21 protein-coding genes and 1 pseudogene are annotated in these 20,823 nt (G+C 72.7%); 14 read left to right on the top strand and 8 right to left on the bottom strand.

Annotated features, from left to right (window positions below; translation table 11 throughout):
* The 5 genes and pseudogenes from H0487_RS16170 to H0487_RS16150 all read left to right on the top strand — a co-directional run.
* Nucleotides 1-825, top strand: a pseudogene (locus tag H0487_RS16170) (hypothetical protein); the annotation flags it as partial.
* 18 nt (nucleotides 826-843) lie between these two features.
* Nucleotides 844-1,980, top strand: coding sequence for an energy-coupling factor transporter transmembrane component T (locus H0487_RS16165; protein ID WP_183095258.1), 1,137 nt, complete (start codon nucleotides 844-846; stop codon nucleotides 1,978-1,980).
* Nucleotides 1,980-3,584 carry an ABC transporter ATP-binding protein gene (locus tag H0487_RS16160; RefSeq protein WP_183095257.1) on the top strand — a complete coding sequence of 535 codons (1,605 nt, stop codon included), beginning with the start codon at nucleotides 1,980-1,982 and terminating at the stop codon, nucleotides 3,582-3,584. The genes H0487_RS16165 and H0487_RS16160 overlap by 1 nt, the downstream gene beginning before the upstream one ends.
* On the top strand, nucleotides 3,581-4,393 hold the full coding sequence (locus H0487_RS16155) for an ECF transporter S component (RefSeq protein ID WP_312855980.1): 813 nt from the start codon (nucleotides 3,581-3,583) through the stop codon (nucleotides 4,391-4,393). Before H0487_RS16160 ends, H0487_RS16155 begins: the two co-directional genes overlap by 4 nt.
* Nucleotides 4,394-4,402: 9 nt before the next feature.
* The gene (locus H0487_RS16150) at nucleotides 4,403-5,341 is read left to right on the top strand and encodes a metallophosphoesterase (RefSeq protein ID WP_183095256.1); all 939 of its coding nucleotides are present in this window, start codon (nucleotides 4,403-4,405) and stop codon (nucleotides 5,339-5,341) included.
* 3 nt (nucleotides 5,342-5,344) lie between these two features.
* Here the strand turns inward: H0487_RS16150 and H0487_RS16145 are convergent, their stop codons facing one another.
* Both H0487_RS16145 and ku read right to left on the bottom strand, forming a co-directional pair.
* Complete coding sequence (locus H0487_RS16145; protein WP_183095255.1) at nucleotides 5,345-5,701, bottom strand: YciI family protein; 357 nt, start codon at nucleotides 5,699-5,701, stop codon at nucleotides 5,345-5,347.
* Between the two features lie 122 nt (nucleotides 5,702-5,823).
* Nucleotides 5,824-6,777: a non-homologous end joining protein Ku gene (gene ku / locus H0487_RS16140; RefSeq protein ID WP_183095254.1), complete on the bottom strand. Its 954-nt coding sequence runs from the start codon at nucleotides 6,775-6,777 to the stop codon at nucleotides 5,824-5,826.
* A gap of 43 nt (nucleotides 6,778-6,820) precedes the next feature.
* On the opposite strand from ku, the gene lhgD reads away from it, so the two are divergent.
* The 3 genes from lhgD to ligD (H0487_RS16125) are packed head-to-tail and all read left to right on the top strand — an operon-like array spanning nucleotide 6,821 to nucleotide 9,914.
* The gene (gene lhgD / locus H0487_RS16135) at nucleotides 6,821-8,038 is read left to right on the top strand and encodes an L-2-hydroxyglutarate dehydrogenase (protein ID WP_183095253.1); all 1,218 of its coding nucleotides are present in this window, start codon (nucleotides 6,821-6,823) and stop codon (nucleotides 8,036-8,038) included.
* Between the two features lie 26 nt (nucleotides 8,039-8,064).
* Nucleotides 8,065-9,009 (top strand): non-homologous end-joining DNA ligase, encoded by a 945-nt coding sequence (gene ligD / locus H0487_RS16130; RefSeq protein ID WP_312855979.1) that lies wholly within the window; start codon nucleotides 8,065-8,067, stop codon nucleotides 9,007-9,009.
* Nucleotides 9,006-9,914 carry a non-homologous end-joining DNA ligase gene (gene ligD / locus H0487_RS16125; RefSeq protein WP_183095252.1) on the top strand — a complete coding sequence of 303 codons (909 nt, stop codon included), beginning with the start codon at nucleotides 9,006-9,008 and terminating at the stop codon, nucleotides 9,912-9,914. The genes ligD (H0487_RS16130) and ligD (H0487_RS16125) overlap by 4 nt, the downstream gene beginning before the upstream one ends.
* A 16-nt stretch (nucleotides 9,915-9,930) precedes the next feature.
* Here ligD (H0487_RS16125) and H0487_RS16120 read toward each other — a convergent pair whose 3' ends face one another.
* The 4 genes from H0487_RS16120 to H0487_RS16105 form a co-directional block, all read right to left on the bottom strand.
* Entirely contained in the window at nucleotides 9,931-10,269 is a 339-nt protein-coding gene (locus H0487_RS16120) for a hypothetical protein (RefSeq protein WP_183095251.1), read from the bottom strand.
* A gap of 87 nt (nucleotides 10,270-10,356) precedes the next feature.
* Nucleotides 10,357-11,166 carry a PP2C family protein-serine/threonine phosphatase gene (locus H0487_RS16115; RefSeq protein ID WP_183095250.1) on the bottom strand — a complete coding sequence of 270 codons (810 nt, stop codon included), beginning with the start codon at nucleotides 11,164-11,166 and terminating at the stop codon, nucleotides 10,357-10,359.
* Between the two features lie 79 nt (nucleotides 11,167-11,245).
* Nucleotides 11,246-11,467, bottom strand: a complete 222-nt coding sequence (locus tag H0487_RS23955) for a DUF3107 domain-containing protein (RefSeq protein WP_183095249.1) — start codon at nucleotides 11,465-11,467, stop codon at nucleotides 11,246-11,248.
* A gap of 53 nt (nucleotides 11,468-11,520) precedes the next feature.
* Complete coding sequence (locus tag H0487_RS16105; RefSeq protein ID WP_312855978.1) at nucleotides 11,521-12,156, bottom strand: TetR/AcrR family transcriptional regulator; 636 nt, start codon at nucleotides 12,154-12,156, stop codon at nucleotides 11,521-11,523.
* Between the two features lie 208 nt (nucleotides 12,157-12,364).
* Between H0487_RS16105 and moeZ the strand changes: the two genes are divergently transcribed.
* From moeZ to H0487_RS16090, 3 genes are all read left to right on the top strand, one after another.
* Entirely contained in the window at nucleotides 12,365-13,573 is a 1,209-nt protein-coding gene (gene moeZ, locus H0487_RS16100; RefSeq protein ID WP_183095248.1) for an adenylyltransferase/sulfurtransferase MoeZ, read from the top strand.
* A gap of 201 nt (nucleotides 13,574-13,774) precedes the next feature.
* Nucleotides 13,775-14,629: a hypothetical protein gene (locus H0487_RS16095; protein ID WP_183095247.1), complete on the top strand. Its 855-nt coding sequence runs from the start codon at nucleotides 13,775-13,777 to the stop codon at nucleotides 14,627-14,629.
* 35 nt (nucleotides 14,630-14,664) lie between these two features.
* On the top strand, nucleotides 14,665-14,988 hold the full coding sequence (locus H0487_RS16090) for an MGMT family protein (RefSeq protein ID WP_312855977.1): 324 nt from the start codon (nucleotides 14,665-14,667) through the stop codon (nucleotides 14,986-14,988).
* A gap of 19 nt (nucleotides 14,989-15,007) precedes the next feature.
* Here the strand turns inward: H0487_RS16090 and tpx are convergent, their stop codons facing one another.
* A complete protein-coding gene (gene tpx, locus H0487_RS16085; protein WP_183095245.1) occupies nucleotides 15,008-15,499 on the bottom strand; it encodes a thiol peroxidase in 492 nt (163 codons plus the stop codon).
* Nucleotides 15,500-15,527: 28 nt separating this feature from the next.
* The gene (locus H0487_RS16080) at nucleotides 15,528-18,101 is read right to left on the bottom strand and encodes an SCO7613 C-terminal domain-containing membrane protein (protein WP_183095244.1); all 2,574 of its coding nucleotides are present in this window, start codon (nucleotides 18,099-18,101) and stop codon (nucleotides 15,528-15,530) included.
* 508 nt (nucleotides 18,102-18,609) lie between these two features.
* Here H0487_RS16080 and H0487_RS16075 point away from each other — a divergent pair.
* The 3 genes from H0487_RS16075 to H0487_RS16065 form a co-directional block, all read left to right on the top strand.
* Nucleotides 18,610-19,281: a lysophospholipid acyltransferase family protein gene (locus tag H0487_RS16075; protein ID WP_183095243.1), complete on the top strand. Its 672-nt coding sequence runs from the start codon at nucleotides 18,610-18,612 to the stop codon at nucleotides 19,279-19,281.
* Nucleotides 19,281-19,682, top strand: coding sequence for a cupin domain-containing protein (locus tag H0487_RS16070; protein WP_183095242.1), 402 nt, complete (start codon nucleotides 19,281-19,283; stop codon nucleotides 19,680-19,682). Before H0487_RS16075 ends, H0487_RS16070 begins: the two co-directional genes overlap by 1 nt.
* A 62-nt stretch (nucleotides 19,683-19,744) precedes the next feature.
* Nucleotides 19,745-20,823 (top strand): ATP-dependent helicase (locus H0487_RS16065; protein ID WP_183095241.1); only part of this gene is annotated, 1,079 nt, incomplete at its 3' end.

Raw genomic sequence — 20,823 nt, 5'->3', positions numbered from 1 at the left:
GCCGCGGCGGCGTGCCCCGGGGCGACCGGCGTCACCGTGGTCGTCGACTACAACGAGATCGGCGAGCCCACCCGCGCGGGCTGCGATGCCGACGGCGGTGGTCAGTCGGCCGCCCAGGTCTTCGCCGATGCCGGCTTCCCGCTGGAGTACCACCCGCGGCAGCCCGGCTACGTCTGCCGGGTGACCGGCCTGCCGACCGACCGGCCCTGCCTGGAGAACGACTCCTTCTGGAGCCTGTGGTGGTCCGACGGCGAGTCGGGACGCTGGGTCTTCTCCAACCAGGGCGTCGGCGGGCTCGAGGTCCCTGACGGCGGCTACGTGGCGTTCGCCTGGCACGAGGGTGCCGGCAACGCCCAGCCGCCCGACGTCGTACCGACGGCCCACGTCGAGCCCTCCCAGGACCCGACCGACGACGGGGGCGACGGCGGTACCAACGGAGGGAACGGCAACGGCGGCAGCACGGGCGGCAACAACGGTGGCCAGGGCGACGGCGACGACCCGACCACGACCGACGCCACGACCAGCAGCGCTCCGGCGACGACTGCGCCGGCCTCCGCGTCCTCCGAGGCGGCGTCGGAGTCAGCGTCCGGCCAGGGACGCAAGCCGAGCGACCAGCAGTCGGACCGTGCCACCGACCCGACGTCGACCGGCACCGACCTCGTCGCTGCCGGCGACATCACCGCCGGACCGCCCCCGAGCGACCTGGCCACCGACACCTCCGGCGACGGCGGCGACGCGTTGCCGACGTGGATCGGGCTGGGCCTCGCGGTCCTCGTGCTCGGTGCCGCCGGCGCCGTGACGGTGCTGCGGCGCCGTACCGGGTGAGCGGGGAACGGTGAGACCGTGCCGGTGAGCGTGGCCCGCGACCTGCATCCGGTCGCCTGGTGGTGCTGGGCGGTCGGCCTGGCGGTCGGCGCGTCCTGCACGACCAACCCGTTCGTCCTCGGGCTGCTCGTCGCGGTCGCGACGACCACCGTGCTCGCCTGTCGCGGCGACCAGCCGTGGGCGCGCTCGTTCCGTCTGTACCTGTGGCTCGCCGTGATCGTCCTCGTCGTCCGGGTGCTCTTCCGGATCCTCGTCGGCGGCAACGACGCCGGGCACGTGCTGGTCGCGCTGCCCGAGCTACCGCTGCCCGACTGGGCGGCCGGGATCAGTGTCCTCGGGCCGTTCAGCCGGGAGGAGCTGCTCGCCGCGCTCTACGAGGGCCTGCGGCTCGCCACCCTGCTCCTCGCGGTGGGCGCTGCCAACGCGCTCGCCAACCCGAAGCGGCTGATGCGGTCGCTGCCGCCCGCGCTCTACGAGATCGGGACGGCGATGGTCGTCGCCATCACCGTCATCCCGCAGCTCGCCGACAGCGCCCGCCGGGTCCGGGCAGCCCAGCAGCTGCGTGGGGGAGAACGCGGACGAGTGCGCGGGCTCCGGCGCTTGCTGGTCCCGATCCTGGAGGACGCCTTCGAGCGGTCCCTGTCGCTCGCCGCGGGGATGGACGCCCGCGGCTACGGCAGGTCCGGTACGGCGAGCGCCGGCCAGCGCCGCAGCACCGGCGCGCTGATGATCGTGGGCCTGCTCGGGATCGTCGTCGGCACCTACGCCTTCCTCGACTCCACCGCGCCGCGGGTGCTCGCCTGGCCGATGCTGGTGCTCGGCATCACGGCCGCGCTCGCTGGCTTCGTCCTCGCTGGTCGGCGGGTGCAGCGCACCCGCTACCGCCCCGAGCGGTGGCGGGCTGCCGAGGTCGCGGTGGCGCTCTCCGGGGCGGCCGTCGGCGTCGGCCTCTGGCTGGTCCAGCGCCACGACCTCACCGTCGCCCACCCGAGCGTGCTCGTCGTACCGACGCTGAGCCTGAGTGCGGTCGTCGCAGCGCTCGTCGGGGTGCTGCCGGTCTTCGTGGCGCCGCCGCCGCTGACCGCGCAGAACCGTGCGGCCGCGGCAGTGGTGCCGGAGCCGACGACGGAGCCCACGCCGGAGGTGGTTGCCTAGTGTTCGAGCTGCGCGACGTCTCCTTCGCCTACGGCGACCGGGCCGTCCTCGACCACGTCGACCTCGCCATCGACCACGGCGAGCTGATGCTGCTCGCGGGGCCGACGGGTGTCGGCAAGTCCACGCTCCTGGGAGTCCTCGCCGGTCTGGTGCCGGCGTTCACCGGCGGCGCCCTCACCGGTGACGTCGTCATCGACGGCACGAGCGTGCTCGACGTCCCGGCGCGCGAGCGGGCCCACCAGGTCGGCTACGTCGGGCAGAACCCACCGGCCTGGTTCGTCACCGACACCGTGGAGGAGGAGCTCGCCTTCGGGATGGAGCAGCTCGGGCTGGCTGCGCCCACGATGCGGAGGCGGGTCGAGGAGACGCTCGACCTGCTCGGCATCGCCGACCTGCGGCACCGCGACCTGCGCACCCTCTCCGGCGGCCAGCAGCAGCGGGTGGCGATCGGCTCCGTGCTCACCACCCACCCGCGGCTGCTCGTCCTCGACGAGCCGACGTCCGCGCTCGACCCGACCGCGGCCGAGGACGTGCTCGCGACGCTCACCCGGCTCGTCCACGACCTGGGCGTCTCCGTGCTCGTCGCCGAGCACCGGCTCGAACGGGTGGTGCCGTTCGCGGACCGGCTGTGCCTGCTCCGCGCCTCCGGACAGGTCGCCGTCGGCGAGCCCGCCGCGCTGCTCCTCGACTCCCCGATCGCCCCGCCGCTCGTCGAGCTCGGCCGGCTGGCCGGGTGGTCGCCGCTCCCGCTCACCGTCCGCGACGCGCGTCGTCGTACGGCGGACCTGAAGGCACGGCTCGGCAGCCGGCCGGCAGCAGAGGACGCCGGAGGCTTCGGGGTGCCCGCCGTCGAGGTGCGCGGCCTGGTCGTCGCCCACGGTGCCGTGCCGGCGCTGCGGGAGGTCGACCTCTCGCTCCGCACGGGCACGGTCACCGCGCTGATGGGCCGCAACGGCGCCGGGAAGTCGACGCTGCTGTGGACGCTCCAGGGCCGGCACGGTGCGACCCGCGGCTCGGTCCGGGTCGGCGGTGACGACCCGCACCGGCTCAAGCCGGAGGCGCGGCGGTCCCACACGGGTCTGGTTCCTCAGAGCCCGGCCGACCTGCTCTACCTGGAGACCGTGGCCGACGAGTGTGCGGCCGCCGACCGGACGGCGGCCGCCGGGGCCGGGACCTGCGCCGGCCTCCTCGAGCGGCTCGCTCCGGGCATCGACCCCGAGCGCCACCCCCGAGACCTCTCCGAGGGGCAGCGGCTCGCGCTCGCGGTGGCGATCGTGCTGGCGGCCGGCCCGCCGGTGCTGCTCCTCGACGAGCCCACGCGCGGCCTCGACTACCCGGGCAAGCACGCGCTGGCTGGGATCCTGCGCGCGCTGGCGAGCGAGGGGCGCGCCATCCTCGTCGCCACGCACGACGTGGAGTTCGCGGCCCAGGTCGCCGACCGCGTCGTCGTGCTCGCGGAGGGGGAGGTCGTCTCCGACGGTCCCACCCGGGAGGTCATCGCCGCGTCACCGGCGTTCGCGCCGCAGGTGACCAAGGTGCTGGGCGCCGACTGGCTGACCGTCGACGAGGTCGCGTCCGCTCTCGGCGTGGAGGCGCGATCGTGAGCGCCACGATCGACCGGCCCGGGGTCGCCGTACCGCTGCGGCTGCGGTCGGCCGTGGTCCTCGGCCTGGCCTCGCTGATCGGGCTGATGATGCTCGGCTGGCCCCTGATCCTCGAGGCCGACCCGACGACGCGCGTCGACCCGCCGTTCCTGTTCCTCGCGCTCCTGCCGGTGATCCTCGCGGTGGTGCTGGCGGAGATCAGCGAAGGCGGCATGGACGCGCGGGTGCTCGCGATCCTCGGTGTCCTGAGCGCTGTCAACGCCGTCCTGCGTGGCGTGAGCGCCGGTACGGCGGGCCTCGAGTTGGTCTTCTTCCTGCTGATCCTCGGCGGGCGGGTGTTCGGTCCGGGGTTCGGGTTCGTGCTCGGCTGCACGTCGCTGTTCGCGTCGGCGCTCATGACTGCGGGCGTGGGGCCGTGGCTGCCGTTCCAGATGCTCGTCGCCGGGTGGGTCGGCATGGTCGCCGGCCTGTTGCCGCGGCGGGTCTCGGGGCGCTCGGAGATCGCGATGCTCGTGGTCTACGGGATCCTCGCGGCCTACGTCTACGGGCTGCTGCTCAACCTGTGGGGCTGGCCCTTCATCCTCGGCATCCAGGTCCCGGGCCAGGACTCCAGCGAGCTCTCCTACCTCCCGGGAGCGCCGGTGCTCGAGAACCTGCACCGGTTCCTGCTCTACACGCTCCTCACCTCGACCGGGGGCTGGGACACCGGGCGGGCGATCACCAACGCGCTCGCCATCGCCCTGCTCGGACCCGCCGTCCTCACGACACTACGGCGGGCCGCACGCCGCGCACGGGTCGAACGGCGTTAGCGTCGGAGGGTGCAGTACGGCCAGTATCCCGCCCCTCGGTTCACCCTCGCCCACCTCAGCGACGTCCACCTGCTCGCGCACGACGCGCGGCAGTACGGCGTCGTGGAGCCCGAGGCGGGGCTGCTGCTCACTCTCGAGCGGCTGCGGCGGCTCGACCCGGTGCCGCAGGCGCTGGTGTTCACCGGCGACCTCGCCGACAAGGCCGAGCCGGAGGCCTACGCGCGGCTCCGCGAGCTCGTCGAGCCGTTCGCCGCGGACCTCGGCGCCGCGGTCGTGTGGGTGATCGGCAACCACGACGAGCGGGCGCCGTACGCCCGCGGCCTGTTCGACTCCGACGACGACGGGCCGCAGGACCGGGTCCACGACCTCGGCGGGCTGCGAGTCGTCGCGCTCGACACGAGCGTGCCCGGCTACCACCACGGTGAGCTGTCCGACGACCAGCTCGACTGGTTGAGCGACCTGCTCGCGGTGCCGGCCGAGCACGGCACGATCCTCGCGATGCACCACCCGCCGATCCCGCTCCCGACGATCGAGGTGGGGGCGATCCTCGAGCTGCTGGAGCAGGACCGGCTCGCGGAGGTGGTGCGGGGCAGCGACGTACGCCAGCTCCTCGGCGGCCACTTCCACTACACGTCGCACTCGACCTTCGCGGGCATCCCCGTGTCGGTGGCGTCGGCGAGCTGCTACACGACCGACCCGGCACCGCTCGACCGGGTGATCTCCGGCGTCGACGGCCACCAGGCGTTCAACGCCGTCCACGTGTACGACGACCGCATCGTGCACACGGTGATCCCGCTCGCCGAGGCGCCCGAGGTGAGCGGTCAGCCCGGCGAGGCGCGGGCGCTGCTCGACGCCCTGTCGCCGGAGGAGCGGCGGGAGATCATCAGCCGCAAGGACTCCGACTTCAACAGCGGCGTCGGCGCTCGCGACCCGCTCACCGACCTCTGATCGTCAGTCGAGCGTCGGCCAGGGCGCGAACCGGCGGACCTCGTGCGGCCAGCCGCAGGCCTCGGCGATCTTGCCCGCCCACCGCTTGGCCTCCGCCTCGTCGGGGACGTCCACGATCGCGAACCCGCCCAGCCACTCCTTGGTCTCGACGTAAGGCCCGTCGGTGACCACCACCTCGCCGCTGGTGGCGTCCGCTGCGTAGACCGGGGCGTCCTCCTCGAGGCCGCCCGCGAACACGAAGACCCCGGCGGCCTGCATCTCCCTCACCACCGCCATTGCGAGCGGTGCGCGCGACTGGAACCACTCCTCGGTGTGCTCGCCGACCCACTGCTGGTTGAAGTACAGGAGGTACTCAGGCATGTCTGCTCCTTCGTGTCCGGGCAGCCCCATTGGACCGCGTCCACCCTCTCCACGAACAGCACCCACCGAATACGACAGGGACGGAACCGCCGACCGCAAGGGGCTGTCGGGCTGGGTCGATCTCAGCTGGCCTTCTTGGCCGCGGCCTTCTTCGCGGGAGCCTTCTTGGCCGTCTTCTTGGCGGCGGCCTTCTTCGCGGGGGCCTTCTCCGACGACTTCTCCGACGACTTCGCAGCGGTCTTCTTCGCTGCGGTCTTCTTGGTGGCGGTCTTCTTCGCGGGCGCGTCGTCGGCGGGCTTCTCGCCGCGTGCGGTCTTGGCGGCGTCGACGGAACGCTGGAGCGCCGCGAGGAGGTCGACGACCTCGCCCCCGGTCTTGGTGGACGTGGGGGTGCGCTGGACCTCGCCCCCCTCGATCTTGGCCCTGACGACGGCGTCGACGGCGGCGGCGTAGCCATCCTCGAACTCGTCGGGGTCGAAGTCGCCGGCGAGGGTCTCGACGAGCATCTGGGCCATCTTGACCTCGGCGTCCTTGATCTCGCCGGTCTCGATCGTGAAGTCGGGCTGGCGGATCTCGTCGGGCCACATCATCGTCTGCATGACGATCACGTCGCCGCGCACCCGCAGCACCGCCGTCGTCGTCCGCTGGCGCAGCGCGACCGTCACGACCGCCATCCGATCGGCCTCGAGGAGCGCCTGGCGGAGCAGCGCGTAGGGCTTGGCGCCCGTCGACTCGGGCTCGAGGTAGTAGGACTTCTCGAACAGCATCGGGTCGATCTGCTCGCTCGGCACGAACTTCTCGACGGCGATCTCGCGCGAGGAAGTCAGCGGCAGCTCGGCGAGGTCGTCGTCGGTGAGGACCACCATCTCGCCGTCCTCGGTCTCGTAGCCCTTGGCGATGTCGGCGTAGGGCACCTCCTCGCCGTCGATCGAGCAGACGCGCTGGTACTTGATCCGGCCGCCGTCCTTGGCGTGGACCTGCCGGAACGACACGTCGTGGCTCTCCGTCGCGGAGTAGAGCTTCACCGGGACGCTCACGAGGCCGAACGAGACGGCCCCCTTCCAGATCGCACGCATGGCTCCAGCGTACGGCGCACCACCGACCTGGGACCATGAACGCGTGGGTGACCAGAGCGTGGCCGTCGTCGGAGGCGGCATCGTCGGGCTCGCCGTCGCCCGCGAGATCACCCGCCGCCGGCCGGGCACGACGGTCACGGTCCTGGAGAAGGAGGACCGGGTCGCCGCCCACCAGACCGGTCACAACTCCGGTGTCGTGCACGCCGGCCTCTACTACCGGCCCGGGAGCCTCAAGGCCGAGCTGTGCACCCGCGGCCGGCTCCTGCTCCGGGACTACTGCGCCGACCACGCGCTGCCGTACGACGAGTGCGGCAAGCTCGTCGTGGCCGTCGACGCCGAGGAGATGAGCCGGTTCGACGCCCTCGAGCGCACGGCGACCGACAACCGGGTGCCCGACCTGCGCCGCGTCGGCCCCGAGGAGCTCCAGGAGATCGAGCCGCACGCGCGCGGGTTGGCCGCGCTGCACTCGCCGCGGACCGCGATCACCGACTACGTCGCGGTCGCCGAGCAGCTCGGCCGCGACGTCGAGGTGGCTGGCGGCCGGGTCCTGCTCGGCACCCGCGTCGCGACGGTCCGCCGGTCCGGCCGCGGCAGTCGCCTCCAGGTCGTCACGGCCAGCGGGGAGGTCCACCACGCCGACCACGTCGTGCTCTGCGCCGGCCTCCAGTCCGACCGTCTGGGTCGCGCGGTCGACGGCGAGCGCGAGCCGCGGATCGTCCCGTTCCGCGGCGAGTACCTCGACGTCCCCGGCGCCAAGCGTGACCTCGTCCGCGGCATGGTCTATCCGGTCCCGGACCCGCGCTACCCGTTCCTGGGCGTCCACTTCACGCGTCGGGTCGGCGGCGGCCTGGAGATCGGCCCCAACGCCGTCCTCGCCCTCGACCGGGAGTCGTACGGCGTCCGCCCCGGCCTGCGAGCACGGGACGCCGCCGCGACCCTGGCCCACCCCGGCTTCTGGCGGATGGCACGCACCCACTGGCGCACAGGGGTCCGCGAGGTCCGCGGCTCGCTGTCCGTGAGCGCCTACCTGCGAAGCGCCCAGCGCTACGTCCCCGGCATCGGCCCCGCCGACGTCGTCCGGCGGGGTGCGGGGGTCCGGGCCCAGGCGGTGGCCCGCGACGGATCGCTCCTCGACGACTTCGCGATCGTCCAGGGCGACGGCGTCACGAGCGTGCGCAACGCGCCGTCCCCGGCGGCGACCTCGAGCCTGGCCATCGCCGCGTACGTCGTGGACCGGATGGAGCTGGGGCGACCTGGATGAGCCGGGCGGACCGGCATGATGGTGCCGTGCCCTCGCTGCTGCCGATGCTCGCGACCGCGGGCACGCACGTCCCGGTGGGTGAGGAGTGGTGCCACGACGTCAAGTGGGACGGCGTGCGCGCGCTCGCGTCGGTCCAGGGCGACGTCCGGCTGACGAGCCGCAACGGCAACGACATCACCGGCGCCTGGCCTGAGCTGGCCACGCCGCCGGACACCCCCGACCTGGTCGTCGACGGCGAGATCATCGCGCTCAACGAGCGCGGCCTGCCCGACTTCCGTGTCCTCGCCGAGCGCATCCATGTCCGCAAGGCCGTCACCGTCGCCCGGTTGGCCGAGCGGATCCCGGCGACCTTCATGGTCTTCGACCTGCTCCGCTGCGACGGCCAGGACCTCACGGGCCTGCCGCTCCACGAGCGTCGCGCCCGGCTCGAGGCGCTCGACCTCGGCGGGTCCGGGTGGCAGGTCCCCAGCACGTACGACGACGGCGCGATGCTCTTCGACGCGACCCGGGCCCAGGGGCTCGAGGGGGTCGTGAGCAAGCGCCTCGACTCCCGCTACCGACCGGGGGAGCGCAGCCACCACTGGCTCAAGTTCGCCCACCGGCACCGGGCGTCGTACGTCGTCGGCGGCTGGCGTCCGCAGACCGGTGGCAGCCACCTCGCCGCGCTCCTCGTGGGCGAGCCGACGGCCGCGGGCCTGCGCTACCGGGGCCGGGTCGGCAGCGGGATCGGGCCGAAGCAGTCGCGGGTCCTCGCCGACCTGGTCGCCTCCCTGACCACGGGTGCGAGCCCGTTCGCCGACGAGGTGCCCCGGGTCGACGCCGACGGGACGACCTGGGTCGAGCCGGTGCTGGTGGTGGACGTCGACACCCACGGGATCGGGTACGAGCGGCTCCGCCAGCCGTCCTACCAAGGGGTGCGCGCGGACCTGACCGCCGCCGACCTCGTCGCGACCAGCGGGGGAGCGCGATGACCGAGACCTACGTCGACGTCGAGGGCCGCACGCTCAAGCTGAGCAACCTGGAGAAGGTGCTCTATCCCGCCACCGGCACCACCAAGGGTGAGGTGCTCGACTACTACGCGCGCATCTCGCCGGTGCTGCTGCCGCACCTCGCCGGCCGGCCGGTCACCCGCATCCGATGGCCGCACGGGGTCCAGACGATGAGCTTCTTCGAGAAGAACGTGCCGCCGGGCACGCCGTCGTGGGTCCGGACCGCCGAGGTGCCGACCACCGGCTCCCGCGGACCGAGCCGCAACGGCGACACCCTCGTCTTCCCGATCGTGGAGGACCTCGCGACCCTGATGTGGATGGTCAACCTGGCGGCCCTGGAGCTCCACGTCCACCAGTGGACGGTCGACGCGTCCGGCGAGCCGCTCGGCGCCGACCGGCTGGTGATCGACCTCGACCCGGGGGAGCCGGCGGGGCTCCACGAGTGCTGCCAGGTGGCGCTGCGCGCCCGCGACGCCCTCAACGCGCGCGGCCTCGACGCCCGGCCGGTGACCAGCGGCAGCAAGGGTCTGCACCTGTACGCCGACCTGTCGTCGTACCTGCCGTCGGAGGAGGTCACCTCGGTCGCCAAGGAGGTCGCGGAGGAGCTGGCCCACGAGAGCCCGGCGCTGGTCACCGCGACGATGACCAAGGCCCGTCGCCGCGGCAAGGTCTTCATCGACTGGTCCCAGAACGCCGGCTCCAAGACGACGATCGCGCCGTACTCCCTGCGCGGGCGCGACCGCCCGACGGTGGCGACGCCGATCTCGTGGGACGAGGTCGAGGCCGGCGCGGAGGACGAGCTCGGGCTGGATCAGTTCACGATGGCCGAGGCGTTGGCGCGCGTCGACGAGCTCGGCGACCTGTTCGCCGTCGAGTACGACGACTGACCCGCGGTCGCCGCGATCAGGGGAGCTCTCGACGCATCCCGTAGACGTCGAACTCGTTGACGGCGCCGGAGTCGGCGTCGCTGAGCGAGCCTCCGTCGACCTCGTCGAGGGTCGCGTCGATCAGGAGCTGGAACTCCGGTGACGGTGCGGTGACCCGGATCGGCGTGGTGTCGATCCGCCAGCCGTCGCGTCCGAAGTCGTTGAGCACGCCGATGAGCGTGGTGTTCTTCTCCGCGACGATGCCCTCGAAGCCGTCGGCCGCCTCGATGAGGAAGACGGGGCGCGCGACCGAGAGCGTGTTGGCGTCGTAGAGCGGCACCCAGAGGCGCGCGTACTCGTACGACAGTGTGCTCATGACTTCAGTCTAGGACCGGGCCACGACACCCGCGCCAGTGTTTCTTCCGGGTCGAGCCCTTCCGGAGGTCGACACCACCCGTTCGGGTCAGGCCGAGCGGAGCGGTCGCACGGCTGCCGGGTCGACCAGGTTGGCCGGATCGGTGCTCGCGCCGACGACCAGCCCGTTGGCTGCGAGGGCCGGCGCGTCGACCACGTCGGCGACGATCGCCGTGACGTTGTCGCGGCTGCCGCCGTCGAGCGCCGCCTGCACCAGGTGCGTCGCCGCGAGCCGGAGCGAGGGCACGTCGAGGATCATCGCGATCGCCGCCTCGTGGAGGACGTCGCTCACGCCGTCGCTGCACAGCAGCAGCCGGTCGCCCGGCCGCAGGTCGAGCCAGAGCAGGTCCGGGGTCGGGGTGCTGGTGGCGTCGAGGGCCTGCAGCACGACGTTGCGGTGGGGCGACGCCGCGGCCTCCGCGGGCGTGATCCGGCCAGCGTCGACCATCGCCTGGACCATCGTGTGGTCGTGGCTGAGCTGGGTGAAGCCGCCGTCGCGGAGCAGGTAGGCCCGCGAGTCGCCCAGGTGGGCGAGCGCGGTGCGCTGGCCGTCGGTGAGGACCGCTGTCAGCGTGGTCGCCATCCCGAGCCGGCGCGGGTCGGCCTCGACCCCGCGGACCAGCTGGGCGTGGGCCTCCTCGGTCGCGCTGGCGAGCAGTCGGAGCGGGTCGCGGCCCGGGTGCGCGAGCGCTCGCGCGCTGACGACGTACGACGTCGTGGCCGAGGCCACCTCGCCCGCTGCCGCGCCGCCGACCCCGTCGGCCACGCACAGCAGGTAGGGACCGGCGAACCCGGCGTCCTCGTTGTGGTCGCGGACCCGGCCGGTGTCGCTCTCGGCCGCGAAGCGGAACTGCAGCATGACCCTCACCTCTTCACGGGCGAGGTTGCCCGTGCAACCTGAGGAACGCCTGGGAACCGCCGGAGAGTTCCCGGCGGGATCAGCTGCGGAAGCCGACCTGACCGACGACGCTGCGGCCGATGTGGACGTAGGCGAGCTTGTCGGCCGGGACGACCGTCTTCTGGCCCTTGTTGTCGGCGAGGACGAGGACGCCGCTGCCGGCGATGGCCTCGGTCACGAGCTTCTCGATCGCGTCGGAGCTCTCGTCGGTCTCGACGGTCAGCTCGCGGGCGGCGTTCTGCACGCCGATCTTGACCTCCACTGAGGCTCCTTCGTGTCTGTGGTGCGTGGTTCGTGGTGCCGGTGTCGTCGACACTAGTCGGTCTTGGGATAACCCCGGATGCCGCGCCAGGCGAGGGCCGAGACCAGGGCAACCGCCTCCTGCCGGGCGATGCCGCTCGGGTCCTGCAGCCAGTAGCGGGCGCTGACCTGGCCGATGCCGACGAGAGAGACGGCGAGCAGGCGCGAGGCGGCGTCCGGGAGGCCGGTGTCCTCCTTGATCACCTCGGTGATCAGCGCGGCACACTCGGTGGTGACCCGGTCGACGTGGTCGCGGACGGCCGGTTCGCTGGTGAAGTCGGACTCGAAGACCAGGCGGAACGCGCCGGCGTCGTGGGCGACGTAGCCGAAGAACGCATCCATGGTCGCGGCGACGCGGAGCTTGTTGTCGGTGGTCGACTCCAGCGCCGCCCGGCAGTTGGCGATGATGTCGTCGCACGCCTTGTCGAGCAGCGCGAGGTAGAGGTCGAGCTTGCCGGGGAAGTGTTGGTAGAGGACCGGCTTGGACACGCCGGCGCGCTCGGCGATGTCGTCCATCGCCGCGGCGTGGTAGCCCTGCGCGACGAAGACCTCCAGCGCGGAGGCCAGGAGCTGGGCACGCCGCTCACGGCGCGGCAACCGGATCCCGCGCGGACGGCGCGGGTCCTCGACGTCGTACGACCTACTGACCACGGCCTCGAGCCTACTCCCGAGTAGATCTCAGGCACGGGATGCCCCCGAGGCGAGTCCGGAGGGCTCGGGTCCGGATCGCGGGACGTGTCGGGTCGGGTGGGGGCCGCCAGGAACCATGGAGGGTGGGAACACCCGGGGCCTGAGCGATGTTCATCCCAGAGTTCCGCCCCGACGTCCCGCAGGAATCCCAACCGATCCAGGAGCAACCGTGAGTCTTCCGCCGCTGGTCGAGCCGGCCGCCGAGCTGACCATCGACGAGGTCCGTCGCTACAGCCGCCACCTCATCATCCCCGACGTGGGCATGGCCGGGCAGAAGCGGCTCAAGAACGCCAAGGTCCTGGTGATCGGCGCGGGCGGCCTCGGCAGCCCGGCGCTGCTGTACCTGGCCGCCGCCGGTGTGGGCACGCTCGGCATCGTCGAGTTCGACACCGTCGACGAGTCGAACCTCCAGCGCCAGATCATCCACGGCGTCAGCGACATCGACCGTCCCAAGGCCGAGTCGGCCAAGGAGTCGATCGCCGAGGTCAATCCCTACGTGAACGTCATCGTCCACAACGAGCGTCTCGACAACGACAACGTCTACGAGATCTTCAAGGGCTACGACCTCATCGTCGACGGCACCGACAACTTCGCGACCCGCTACCTGGTCAACGACGCGGCGTACTTCCTCGGGATCCCCTACGTGTGGGGCTCGATCTACCGCTTCGACGGCCAGGCCTCGGTCTTCGCGCCGAAGCTCACCGACGACGCGCCCTGCTACCGCTGCCTCTACCCCGAGCCGCCTCCGCCGGGCATGGTCCCCAGCTGCGCCGAGGGCGGCGTGCTGGGCGTGCTGTGCGCCAGCATCGGCTCGATCCAGGTCAACGAGGCGATCAAGCTGCTCGCCGGCATCGGCGACCCGCTCATCGGCAAGCTGATGATCTACGACGCGCTGGAGATGGAGTACCGCAAGCTCAAGGTCCGCAAGGACCCCAACTGCGCGCTGTGCGGCGAGAACGCGACCGTCACCGAGCTGATCGACTACGAGTACTTCTGCGGCGCGATCTCCGAGGAGGCCGCCGACGCGGCCGCCGACGCGACCATCTCGGTCTCGACCCTCGAGCACATGCTCAAGGAGCGCGAGGAGGGCACCCGTGAGTTCGTCCTCGTCGACGTGCGGGAGCCGGTGGAGTACGACATCAACAAGATCCCGGGGTCGGTCCTCATCCCCAAGGGGGAGTTCCTCAACGGCACCGCGCTCGAGAAGCTGCCGTCGGTCGACTCCGGCACGCAGATCGTCATGCACTGCAAGACCGGCATCCGGTCGGCGGAGACGCTCGCGATCGTGAAGGGCGCCGGCTATGCCGATGCCGTCCACGTGGGTGGCGGGGTCGTGGCCTGGGTCAACCAGATCGACCCGAGCCAGCCGGCCTACTGATCCGCCGGGTAAGGCAACCGTAACTCCGCTTCCTGCTCCTCGTTGAGAAGGTCACCTCGACTTTCGGCGTGGAACACACCGAGGGAGCACCTGAGGGCCCCGTCGTCACGACGGGGTCCTCGGCGTTTTTGGCCCGTGCCCGGGGAGCCGTTGCCGGATCGGACACCGTAACGAGACCGGACGAGAACTCGTTCTCCTCGTATGCGCACCCGCCCACCTCGTCGAGCAGCAGTCCTCCTCGCCCTGCTCGCTCTCGCCGCCCCCGGCCTGTCCTCGGGCGACGCCGTCGCGCGTGGGCGCTGGGCCCCCGCCGACGAGGCGACGATCCACCCGGGGGTGCAGATGTACACCGACGGGGCGCAGTGCACGGCGAACTTCGTCTTCACCGACCGTCGTGGCCGGGTCTACGTCGGCTACGCGGCGCACTGCGCCGGCCGGGGCGGCCAGACCGACACCAACGGCTGCGACACCCCGTCGTACCCGCTGGGGACGCGGGTGACCTTCGGCGACGGTGGCAACGTCCTCACCGAGCCGACCGTGGTCGGTCACGGGCGGCTGGCGTACTCGTCCTGGATGACGATGCAGCGGATCGGCACGACGCGGTCCGCGCCCTGCAACTACAACGACTTCGCGCTCGTGCGTGTCGACCGCGGCGACGTCGCCAAGGTCAACCCGAGCGTGCCCGTCTGGGGTGGTCCGACCGGCGTCGACCGCGACGGCGTGGTGGCCGGCGACACCGTCTACTTCTACGGCAACAGCGGCCTCCTCGGCGGCGGTGGCCAGGTGTCGCCGCGCACGGCCACCGTGGCCGGCTCGATGGGCGGAGGGTGGTCGCACCAGGTGCGCAGCACCGTCTCGGGTGTCCCCGGCGACTCGGGGTCGGGCTACCTCAGCCCCGAGGGCCTCGCCGTCGGCGTCCTCTCGACGATCTCGCTCTTCCCCGACACGGGCAGCAACAACATCAGCGACCTGGCGCACGTCCTGGCCTTCGCGCGGCGCCACTCGGGCATCGAGGGCCTGCGGCTGATCAGCGGCACCGAGGCGTTCACCGACTGACCGCGCGGAGGGTGGCGTCCGGCACGATGGGGGCCGTGACCACCGCTGCCCCCGACGACGCCGAGGACGACTACGTCGAGCGCGTGCTGGCGTGGGTCGAGCAGGTGCCGGCCGGGCGGGTGACGACCTACGGCGCGATCGCAGCCGTCGTCGGCGGCGGTCCGCGCCAGGTGGGCTCGGTGATGTCCCACCACGGGGGTCCCGTGCCGTGGTGGCGGGTCGTGCGCGCCGACGGCTCGCTCCCGCCCAGCCACGACGGGCGGGCGCTGGCCCACTACGACGACGAGGGCACGCCGTACAGCCAGAACGGCCGGGTCCAGATGCGCGAGGCGTTCTGGGACCCGGCCGACCCGGATTGATCGGGGTGCAGCAGGAGGCTCAGCCCAGGGCGGCGACGGCCGCGTCGTAGTCGATCTCCTGGCCGATCGCGGGGGAGAGCTGGGCGTGGATCACGGACCCGTCGGTGTCGACGACGACGACGGCGCGGGCCAGCAGGCCCGCCCACTTGCCGTCGACCATGCGGACGCCGTAGTCGTCACCGAAGGACGAGCGGAAGCCCGACGCGGTCGTGACGTTGGCGATGCCCTCCGCGCCGCAGAACGCGTCGAGCGCGAACGGCAGGTCGTTGGAGACGCAGATGACCGCGGTGTTGTCGAGGCCGGCCGCGAGCTCGTTGAACTTGCGGACGCTGCCCGAGCAGACACCGGTCGCGATGCTGGGGAAGATGTTGAGGACGGTGCGCTTGCCCTCGGGGAGGGTCACGGCCGAGAAGTCGTTGCCGACCAGTTCGAACGCCGCAGCCTTGTCGCCGGGAGCCGGCAGCTCGCCGGAGGTCGAGACGGTGGAGTCACCGAATGCAGTGGTAGCCATGAGCCGTTTCTAGCAGGTCGCTCCACCCTCAGCGCAGCGCGCCCAGCAGGCCGACCGCCTTGCGGACCTCGAGGAGGCGTCGCTCCCAGGTGATCCCGACCGTCGTGAGAAGCGCCCCTGCCAGGCCGATCCACACCCACTGGGGCACGTCGCCCGCATAGGGACCGAGCTCCCGGAGCACCACGACGGCACCGACGGTGGCCCCGACGAGCAGGGGGGCGCTCCACCGGAGGGCGGCGCCGGCGATGGTGAGGACCAGGCACGCCGCGCCGAGGACCAGGGCCCGCAGCGACAGCGGGTCGCCGAGCACCCACAGCAGCGAGGGGACCGTGCCGAGGAGCAGCCCGGGAAGGAGCGACAGCTCGGTGCCGGCGTCGGGGTTGCGGCGCAGGTGGACCAGGCCGAGCACCGTCAGAGCCACGGCGATCGGCAGTGTGTAGGGCTCGGGCGCCGTCACGTCGCGGCTGCCGAACCAGACCCACGACGCGAGCCCGAAGACCGGCACGGCCGCCCAGACCAGCCCGCGGCGGGCCTCGTGGACGAGTGCCGAGGCCGACAGGACGGCGCCGAGCAGGACCAGGTGCAGCGGGAGCGAGCTGCCGGGGTCTCCGGCCGCCGCGACGGCCGGGGTGACCGCGACCAGCGCGACGAGGAGGGCAGGGAGCTCGATCTCCGGCCGCGGGCGGGCGACCGCGAGCACGCCGAGCAGCGCCAGCAGCGGCGCGCCCAGCCAGGCCGCGTCGACGTCGAGGCTGGTCCCGCTCGCCCAGATCAGCACGGCGATCGCGGGGGAGACGGTGACCGCCGCGAAGCCGCGCAGGCCTGGCGTGCGGCCGGCGAGGTGCGCGACCAGCCCGGTCGTGAGGACGACAGCGGCTGTGGCGGCGACCATCGAGGTGCTCGGCAGGGCGAGCAGGACGGCGGCGCCGCCGACCAGCAGCGACGCGACGCCGAACCCGGTGTGGCGGGCTCCTGAGTCGGCGAGCGCGATGACCAGGCCGGCGACTGCGGTGAGGGCGATCGCGCCGACCGGCAGCGCCAGGGCGACGTCGTACGACGCAAGGGTGGCGGCCGCGAAGACGCCCGCGACGAGAGCGCCGATGCGCCACCACGGCAGGGGAGCCTTGCCCGTGGCCGGCCGGAACGCGAAGGCGGCGAACGCGAGTGGGACCAGGGCCGACGGGACGACGAGCAGCGGCTCGGTCAGCGGGTCGGCGCCGTCGAGGACGACGGTGAACGGCTGGTCGGTGCCGAGCTCACCGATCCGGACCAGGGCCGTGACCCCGGCGACCACCTCGAAGCCGAGGAGCGCCAGCGACCCGATGGTCGCCGGGGCGACCGCGACCGTCCGCACCTGCGCGGGCAGCAGCCGGTAGGTGGCGACCCAGACAGCCGTGACGAGGAGGGTGACGACGCCGGCGGTCCGGGCGGACTCGTCGACGGCCGGGGCGACCAGCGCGATGGTCACGAGCAGGGCGCCGACCGAGCCGCCGCCGACGGCGAGGTCGGGCTTGCGGAGCACGAGGCCGGGCAGCAGGAGGGTGGCGGCGGACACGAGGAGCGACCAACCGGTGCCGTCGACCCAGAGCCCGTCGATGGTCGGGTCGGCGAACGTCAGCAAGAGGCCGAGCAGGGCGGTGGAGCTCCACACGACCGCTGTCGCGAGGCCGACGCTCCACGCGCGGACCGGGAGGGCGGTGCGCGACAGCCAGGTGACGCCGAGGCCGAGCGCGACCAGGGCGTGACCGGCGATGAGCTCGTGGTCGGTGGCGATCATCAGGCCGGCCCAGCCGAACAGGTAGCCGACGCCGACGAACACCTGCGGGGCGGCCAGGCGGGGGCCGTCGCCGAAGCGAGGCAGGGCGAGCCCGGTGCCGCCGAGCGCCATCACGGCGCCGGTCGCGGCGATCGCCCAGCCGTCCGAGGAGTCGCCGAACCACCCGGCCGCGTGTGCGCCGAGCACGTCGAGGCCGAGCATGCCGAGCGCGACCACGCTCATCGACTCACCGGCGATCCGCAGCTCGAAGCGGTTGAGCAGGAGCGCGCCGCCCGTGGCAAGGGCGGTCAGGGTGACCAGCACGGCCGTACGGCCGCCGACGCCGAGGATCGACCAGGAGACCGCGAGGAACACGATCGCCGCGACGAGCAGGCAGAGCGCTCCGAGTCCGAGCAGGATCTTCGGGATGGTCGCCACGCCGAGGCCGCTCCCGGCCCTCGTGGGAGGAGGGGCCGGGAGCGGCGAGGCCGCGACGGCGGGGGGAGCCACCGGCGCAACCGCACCTATCGGCGAGGGAGGCGGGGGGAGGAGTGGTCCGGGCGGAGGAGGTGGCGTCGTACCGGCCGGCACCGCCGGTGCCCCCGGAGCGGCGGGCGCGGCGGGCGCGGCGGCGCTGGGCGCGGCGGCAGGCGCCGCGACGGCGGTGTCGGCGACCGACCGCAGCTGACCGACGAGCTGGTCGGCCCGCTGCAGGGTGGCGAACAGCTCGACCGCGAGCAGGTGCCGGACCGGCAGCGCACAGGTGGGGCAGGTGCGGACGTCCTTGGGCAGGTCGGAGCGGCAGTCGGGGCACAGGTCCGGGTCGGCGTAGCGCATGTCATCCATCTCCCCACACATCTCCCGAGCCGCCCATCGCGGCGCTACTCGACCCGCGTGAGTACGAGTACTCAGCGCGGGTCGTCCCGACTCCATCATCCACAGGTCATCCCCACAGTTGGGGATGAAGCGCCGTTCCTCTGTGGACACGCAGGGGGTCCTTGTGGACGACACGCCGGAACCAGCGAATTGCTCGAAGTTCCTGCCGCCAACCCCTTGCGCAGCCTTGCGCTTCCGGCATAGAACTTCTCCCACGCCCTCCTCCGGGAAGGCGGGATCAGCCGGAAGGCGAGGATCCACACGGGGCTCAGAACCTTCGGGGGACGAGCACCGCACGGGCCGGGTGACGAGGTCCGTGGGAACCTGGCAGCTCGGCCGGATCGATCGGGAGCGTCACCAGTACCGGTCACCTTGAAGGGGCTCTTGCAACTCATACTTGTAAGAGCCCCTTCGCCCATTTTGATGGCGCGAGCGCGCGGATTCGCCGGACCGGCCGGTAACCCCTAGCGTCCTTGCCGTGCTCTACCAGGCGCTCCACACCGTCGTACCGCCGGCGGCGAAGGCCGTGTGGCGGCCCGACGTGCGCGGTCTCCACCACGTGCCGGCCACGGGTCCGGTGATCCTTGCGAGCAACCACCTCAGCTTCGTGGACTCCGTCGTCATCCCGATCGTGGTGCCCCGCAAGGTCGTCTTCCTCGCGAAGTCCGACTACTTCACCGGGTCCGGCATCAAGGGTGCGCTGTCGAAGGCGTGGTTCGAGGGACTCGGCATGCTGCCGGTCGACCGCGACGACTCGGCCGCCGCCATGGGCTCCCTGGTGACGGCCCTCGACGTGCTCGGCCGCGGCGAGGCGTTCGGCATCTATCCCGAGGGCACCCGGTCGCGTGACGGCCTGCTCTACCGCGGCCGCACCGGCGTCGCCCACCTCGCGCTGACCTCGGGAGCGCCGGTCGTCCCGGTCGGCCTCACGGGCACCGAGCAGATCCAGCCGATCGGCACCCGGCTGCCTCGGCTCGCCAAGGTGACCGTCGCCTTCGGTGAGCCGATCACCGTCGCCGGGGAGTACGACGGCATCGCCCTCGGCAAGGCCCGCCGCGACCTCACCGACCGGATCATGACGGCGATCCAGGTCCTCTCCGGCCAGGAGCCGGCCGGGATCTACAACGACCGCCCGGTCCTCGAGGACTGATGCGTCCGCCGCTCGCCGAGGTCCTCGACCTCGACCCGCACCCGGAGGGCGGCTGGTACCGCCAGACGTGGGTGTCGCCGGTGACGGTGACGTTGCCCGACGGTCGGGTGCGGCCGACGGCGACCCTCATCTACTTCCTGCTGCCTGCGGGGGAGTCGTCGGCCTGGCACAAGGTCGCCTCCGACGAGATCTGGCTCGCGCACACCGGCGCGGTCACCGTCGAGCTCGGCGGGACCGGACCGCAGCCCGCGGGCGCTGGGTCGTTCGTCGTGGACGCGGCGTCGCCGCAGGGCCTGGTGCCGGCGGGTGTGTGGCAGCGGACGGTGCCGTCGACGGCGGACGCGCTCGTCAGCTGCCTGGTGTCGCCCGGCTTCGACTTCGCCGACTTCGAGCTCGCCTGAGCGGTGCCGGGCTCGGGCTCACCGGGGTTCTGTCGGGCGGGGATGGTTGGCTGGGCGCTGACATGACGACCAGCACCTCGACGCCCCGCTACCGCCTCGCCGCACCGCCGGCGCCCGCCGCGCCGCCGCAGCTCGACGGGCACCAGCAGCAGGTCGTCGACCACGCGAGCGGACCGCTCCTCGTGCTCGCCGGTCCCGGCACCGGCAAGACCACCACCATGGTCGAGGCGATCGTCGACCGGATCGAGCGGCGCGGTGTCGAGCCGGACGCAGTGCTCGCGCTGACCTTCTCCCGCAAGGCCGCCGAACAGCTGCGCGACCGGGTCACCGCCCGGCTCGGGCGCACGATGTCGAGCGGGCTGTCCTCGACCTTCCACTCCTTCGCCTACGCCCTCGTCCGCCGCTACGCCCCGGCGGAGCTCTACGCCGCGCCCCTGCGGCTGCTGTCCGCGGCCGAGCAGGACGTCGTCCTCCAGGAGCTCCTCACCGACGCGCCCGAGTCGATCCGCTGGCCCGACGCGCTGCGGGCCGCCGTCGGCACCCGCGGCTTCGCCCGCGAGGTGCACGCCGTGATCTCCCGCGCGCGCGAGCGGGGACTCGACCCCGCCCAGCTCGTCGAGCTCGGTCGTGCCGAGCGGGTGCCCGAGTTCGAGGCGGCCGGGTTGTTCCTGGAGCAGTACCTCGACGTCCTCGGCGACCAGTCCGCCATCGACTACCCCGACCTGATCGCGCGCGGGGTCATCGAGGCCCGGGTCCACCAGGCCGAGCTGCGGGCGCGCTACTCCTGCGTCTTCGTCGACGAGTACCAGGACACCGACCCCAGCCAGGTCGCGCTGCTCCGGGCCCTGGCCGGCGACGGTCGCGACCTCGTCGCGGTCGGTGACCCCGACCAGTCGATCTACGGATTCCGCGGCGCGGACGTCCGCGGCATCCTCGAGTTCCCCCGCGAGTTCGCGACGGCGTCCGGCGAGCCCGCTCCGGTGCTCGCGCTCGGCACCACACGGCGCTTCGGCTCGCGGCTGCTGCGGGCCTCCCGCTCGATCGCGGCGGGCATCGGCGTGCGCGGTGCGATCCCGGCGGCGGCGTACGACGCCTTCCGCAACCCCGAGCCGGCGCCGTCCGGGCTCGGGCCCGGCACGAT

Origin of the sequence: Nocardioides stalactiti, from assembly GCF_014180715.1 — a bacterium.
Taxonomy (GTDB): domain Bacteria; phylum Actinomycetota; class Actinomycetes; order Propionibacteriales; family Nocardioidaceae; genus Nocardioides; species Nocardioides stalactiti.
The sequence above is the reverse complement of the archived record's forward strand: the minus strand, read 5'-3'. Positions and strand labels throughout refer to the sequence as shown.

Excerpts from the sequence above, each read along its gene's own strand:
- H0487_RS16115 (WP_183095250.1), bottom strand. The coding sequence starts at position 11,166 with ATGCTGCAGTTCCGCTTCGCGGCCGAGAGCGACACCGGCCGGGTCCGC.
- H0487_RS16120 (WP_183095251.1), bottom strand. The coding sequence starts at position 10,269 with ATGAGCACACTGTCGTACGAGTACGCGCGCCTCTGGGTGCCGCTCTAC.
- H0487_RS16070 (WP_183095242.1), top strand. The coding sequence starts at position 19,281 with ATGCGTCCGCCGCTCGCCGAGGTCCTCGACCTCGACCCGCACCCGGAG.
- H0487_RS16095 (WP_183095247.1), top strand. The coding sequence starts at position 13,775 with ATGCGCACCCGCCCACCTCGTCGAGCAGCAGTCCTCCTCGCCCTGCTC.
- ku (WP_183095254.1), bottom strand. The coding sequence starts at position 6,777 with ATGCGTGCGATCTGGAAGGGGGCCGTCTCGTTCGGCCTCGTGAGCGTC.
- H0487_RS16080 (WP_183095244.1), bottom strand. The coding sequence starts at position 18,101 with ATGGATGACATGCGCTACGCCGACCCGGACCTGTGCCCCGACTGCCGC.
- ligD (WP_183095252.1), top strand. The coding sequence starts at position 9,006 with ATGACCGAGACCTACGTCGACGTCGAGGGCCGCACGCTCAAGCTGAGC.
- H0487_RS16145 (WP_183095255.1), bottom strand. The coding sequence starts at position 5,701 with ATGCCTGAGTACCTCCTGTACTTCAACCAGCAGTGGGTCGGCGAGCAC.
- tpx (WP_183095245.1), bottom strand. The coding sequence starts at position 15,499 with ATGGCTACCACTGCATTCGGTGACTCCACCGTCTCGACCTCCGGCGAG.